The 3,755-nt window shown below is 38.7% G+C and carries 6 protein-coding genes; all 6 read right to left on the bottom strand.

Features of this window, described 5'->3' with window-relative positions; all coding sequences use genetic code 11:
* A partial coding sequence (locus SPADD19_RS12040; RefSeq protein WP_423170602.1) for a phage tail protein occupies positions 1-1,948 on the bottom strand: 1,948 nt, incomplete at its 3' end.
* A complete protein-coding gene (locus tag SPADD19_RS03030; protein WP_061455160.1) occupies positions 1,948-2,322 on the bottom strand; it encodes a DUF5361 domain-containing protein in 375 nt (124 codons plus the stop codon). The genes SPADD19_RS03030 and SPADD19_RS12040, both read right to left, overlap by 1 nt.
* Before the next feature lie 14 nt (positions 2,323-2,336).
* Positions 2,337-2,606 carry a hypothetical protein gene (locus SPADD19_RS03025; protein WP_061455159.1) on the bottom strand — a complete coding sequence of 90 codons (270 nt, stop codon included), beginning with the start codon at positions 2,604-2,606 and terminating at the stop codon, positions 2,337-2,339.
* Between the two features lie 3 nt (positions 2,607-2,609).
* Entirely contained in the window at positions 2,610-3,188 is a 579-nt protein-coding gene (locus SPADD19_RS03020) for a phage tail tube protein (RefSeq protein ID WP_061455158.1), read from the bottom strand.
* A gap of 15 nt (positions 3,189-3,203) precedes the next feature.
* The gene (locus SPADD19_RS03015) at positions 3,204-3,539 is read right to left on the bottom strand and encodes a hypothetical protein (protein ID WP_061455157.1); all 336 of its coding nucleotides are present in this window, start codon (positions 3,537-3,539) and stop codon (positions 3,204-3,206) included.
* Positions 3,540-3,755, bottom strand: a 216-nt coding sequence (locus tag SPADD19_RS03010; protein WP_128861565.1) for a hypothetical protein, incomplete at its 5' end; no start/stop codon positions are given. It lies immediately after the preceding gene.

Below are 3,755 nucleotides of genomic sequence, written 5' to 3'. Positions count from 1 at the left end.
CAATGATAAATAGTACTGCTCCCATTACAATGCTCTTTATTAATTCCCAGGCTCCACTGAAAATCGTTTTAATACCTTCGAAAATCTGACCCAGACCATCTTTCATTCCATTCCAAATAGACATAAAAACATCAATAAAAGGCTGGACAATGGCCATTACTGTTTCTGTAATTGTGGTCCATGCAGCTGTAGCGGTACTAGAAATACCTTGCCACAAAGCAACAAAGAATTCTACTATTCCATTCCAAGCTATTTTTATTCCTTCAATCACACTATTCCAGACTTCTACAGCCCCATTCCAAAGGTTTATTGCACCTTCTGAGATGGTTGTCCATAAACCTGAAAAGAACTCTACAAGACCATTCCACAAGCCTACTACAAAATCAACGAAAGCACTCCAAATCTGTTTACCCGTTTCTGTTTGGGTAAAAAACCAGACTAATGCAGCTACAACAGCGGTAATAGCAACTACTAAGGCTCCTATTGGGTTGGCAGCAATTGCAGCGTTAAAAGCTAAAACTGCGCCTTTGACTGCTAAAAGTGCTGATTCGAAACCTGTGATAATAGATTGAATAGTTGTAATTGCTTTAAATGCCAAAAAACCTGCTAAGGCTCCTGCTAGAGCAGATTTAACAATATCCATAACTGTTTTATTCTCACGCATCCACTTTGTAAAATCTTTTACTTTACCTGATGCATCAGCTAAAACTTTAGTAATGGCTTCAAAAGCTGAGGCTACTCCTCCAACACTATCTTTACTTTTAGCAAGTCCAAAAAGATCACTGATAAATTCTCCAACAATCCCAGCAACGTTACTAATAACAGCACCAATATTTTCAAACATGGTCCGGATATTATCGCCAATGTTCACAATGCTACTAGCTGTTTTCTCATTGATTCCTAGATTCTTTAAAAAATCTATATTGTCTTTCTTACTCAATGATCCAAAAATCATATCATAGATAGTGCTGACAACTCCACCCACTTTATCAAAAACATCATTAAGATCATTCATAATGCTTTTACCAATATGATCTCCGAAAAGTGTGTGCATAAGCTCACCGAGTGCACCAGCTAAAACCTGTGGGATACCTTTTAACACATTCCATACCATTGGAATAAGATTACCTACAAGGAATGTTTTAACCGTTTCAAAAAGTTGATGCAATGAAGGCATAATATCTTCACCAAGAGCTAATTTCCCTAAGACATTTTGAGCTGCTGCTTTCATTGATGCGAATGATCCACTAAAAGTAGTCGCAGCCTCTTTAGCAGTTGTCCCGGTAATGTCTAAATTCTCTTGGATAGCGTGGATAGCTTGGTACACATCAGATAGGTTATTGATGTCATACTTAACACCAGTCAATTTTTGTGCATCAGCTAGTAAGCGTTGCATTTCAGTTTTTGTACCACCGTACCCTAGCTTAAGGTTATCCAGCATGGTATAGTTTTGCTTTGCAAATCCTTGGTAAGCATCCTGGATACGGTCCATAGATGTCCCCATCTTATTGCTATTGTCTGCCATATCGACCATAGCCATGTTAGCAACATCTGCTGCCTTCCGAGTATCACCGCCTAACGATTGAAGGAGGCTGGCACTGAAGCCTGTTACATTTTCCATGTAGGCATTGGCTGAAAGTCCTGTAGTTTTGTAAGCCTCGTTAGCATACTTTTTAACCGTATCAGCAGAACCTTTGAATAAGGTTTCAATCCCTCCTAATGACTGTTGAAGATTGGCCCCTTCTGTCAATGATGCAGAAAAGAATTTACCTATTCCGGCGGCTGCTATTGCTTTTTTTGCGACACTTAGCATCTTAGAACTCAAAGATTCTCCTGCTTCCTGCCCTGCTTGTGGTATTTCAGAGCCAAGCTCTTTCTTAATCATATCCTTGATTCCACGAGCTGATGGCATAATTTGGATATATGCTTGACCTAATTCTGTCGCCATTAATTACCACCTCCAATCTTTTCTAACAATTTACTTCTGTATTCTTCAAATTCCTCTCCAGATGAAAATACCATCTGTTCCTTTTCCTTCTCAACCTTGAGAAGACTATCAACCATTGAAGCCGGACGGTTTTTACCCTGCTGTCCATCTTTGGTTTTCATCCATACAAGCATAGATAGTCGATCCAACATACTTGCCTGGATTAATAGATCAGTTGGTAGATTCTGCCCTGACATTGCAACTTTTATCCTTGAATCATCACGCAGACCAAATGAAAAAACAGCTACCTGATATGCAGGTAGCTGTCTGTAATCATAAATGCGATACGTCTCAGCTAAATCACAAATCAAAGCATCTTCATCAGTTTTGATCATTCTGGAAAGGGTTACTATTTTTTTACATTCTGTGACTCGAAGATGTCCCGTACTTCATCCATCAACTTCTGAGTTGGTACAATTCCATCTTCACCACGGACGTGATCTTTCAACGCTGCCACTTGATCACCAAGCAACAATTTAAGCAATCGAGGTAGCACAAGAGGGTTTTCATCAATTTCAGCAATAGTTTCTACTACCTCATAGTTCTCCATCCGTTCCATACTGATATCGAATGGAAAACCTGTTTTAGTAGTCCCTTTAAATGATTTAGTTTCTGACATGTATTAAGCTCCTTTGATGTATTCGTAGTGAGTATTGCTTTCTCCATCTGGAAATGCTGTAAGAGTTGTTTGGTATCCGACTGTCTCAGCGTCTTTGTAAGAGATAGTTCCGATACCCGTTACTTTTCCTTCAGGAATAACAATACGTTTCATAGTACCATCCTTCAATACCATATCTACCACAACGCAATGGCTAGTTAATTCTTTCGAATTAGCCTTGATAGTGATACCTGTTTTAAGATCACCAGTCACATTATCCGCACCGTACACTTCCTTAAGAACATTGATGTTCAATGCCTCGATTAATGTATAAGTGAATGTATCGGTTTTTTCTGTTTGTGAGGAGTGTACGATATCACCACCCCATGCCTTGACGTTTTCAGATTCAGGGCTATTTTCGTTTTCCAAGCCATCCTCTGAGATATATCCTAGAGATAGAAATTTAGCATTTAAGGCGGTTGTAGCATCTGTTGGTAGAGGAGTTCCCTTAGGTGCTGAATAGATTGCACCCCCAATTTTAGGTTTTGCTGTCGTCACTAATGATGACGATGTTGTTTGAGTAGTTTGAGCTTCTGATCCCATTCCATTCTCCATTTCTTAAAAATAATTTATGTCAAATACCGCTTGATAACGATATTTTTTAGTTTCTGTGTCTGTGAAATTGTAATCACTGTTTAGGTGGATTCCACTGATTTCATTCAGTTCAATCATGTTTTCGACAACTTGTTTTACTTTCTCATTCAATTCAGCAGCTTTTTGCATGCTGGTTGAATAACTCTGAAAAGCAAATGTTGCAGTCTTTGCGTGGTTCTTCTTGGCTCCCCTAGTCTTTTCAAGGATTACAAACTCTTGTGGCATGTTTGTTTCATGCTCAAAAAAAGACGGTACCGATAAATGACCGTCAAGATATTTCTTGATAACAATTTCAATCATTTAATTCACCGCCTTCAAAAGAGTATTGTTTTTCATATTGTCCTTCTTAGCTTTATAGGTCTTTGCACTAACCATTGCATTAGCACGATTTTTACCTACATGAATATCTTTTACGTATCCATCACCACATCTAGCTTGAATATCAGATGCATATTGAGAAAGGATACTCTGCATAGGGGCAGATTTCATTAATTCAGCCACTCCTGCACGATTGAG

It is taken from the genome of Streptococcus parasanguinis (assembly GCF_001578955.1).
Classification (GTDB): domain Bacteria; phylum Bacillota; class Bacilli; order Lactobacillales; family Streptococcaceae; genus Streptococcus; species Streptococcus parasanguinis_U.
The sequence above is the reverse complement of the archived record's forward strand: the minus strand, read 5'-3'. Positions and strand labels throughout refer to the sequence as shown.

Coding starts and splice junctions, on each gene's coding strand:
- SPADD19_RS03015 (WP_061455157.1), bottom strand. CDS start 3,539: ATGATTGAAATTGTTATCAAGAAATATCTTGACGGTCATTTATCGGTA.
- SPADD19_RS03030 (WP_061455160.1), bottom strand. CDS start 2,322: ATGATCAAAACTGATGAAGATGCTTTGATTTGTGATTTAGCTGAGACG.
- SPADD19_RS03025 (WP_061455159.1), bottom strand. CDS start 2,606: ATGTCAGAAACTAAATCATTTAAAGGGACTACTAAAACAGGTTTTCCA.
- SPADD19_RS03020 (WP_061455158.1), bottom strand. CDS start 3,188: ATGGGATCAGAAGCTCAAACTACTCAAACAACATCGTCATCATTAGTG.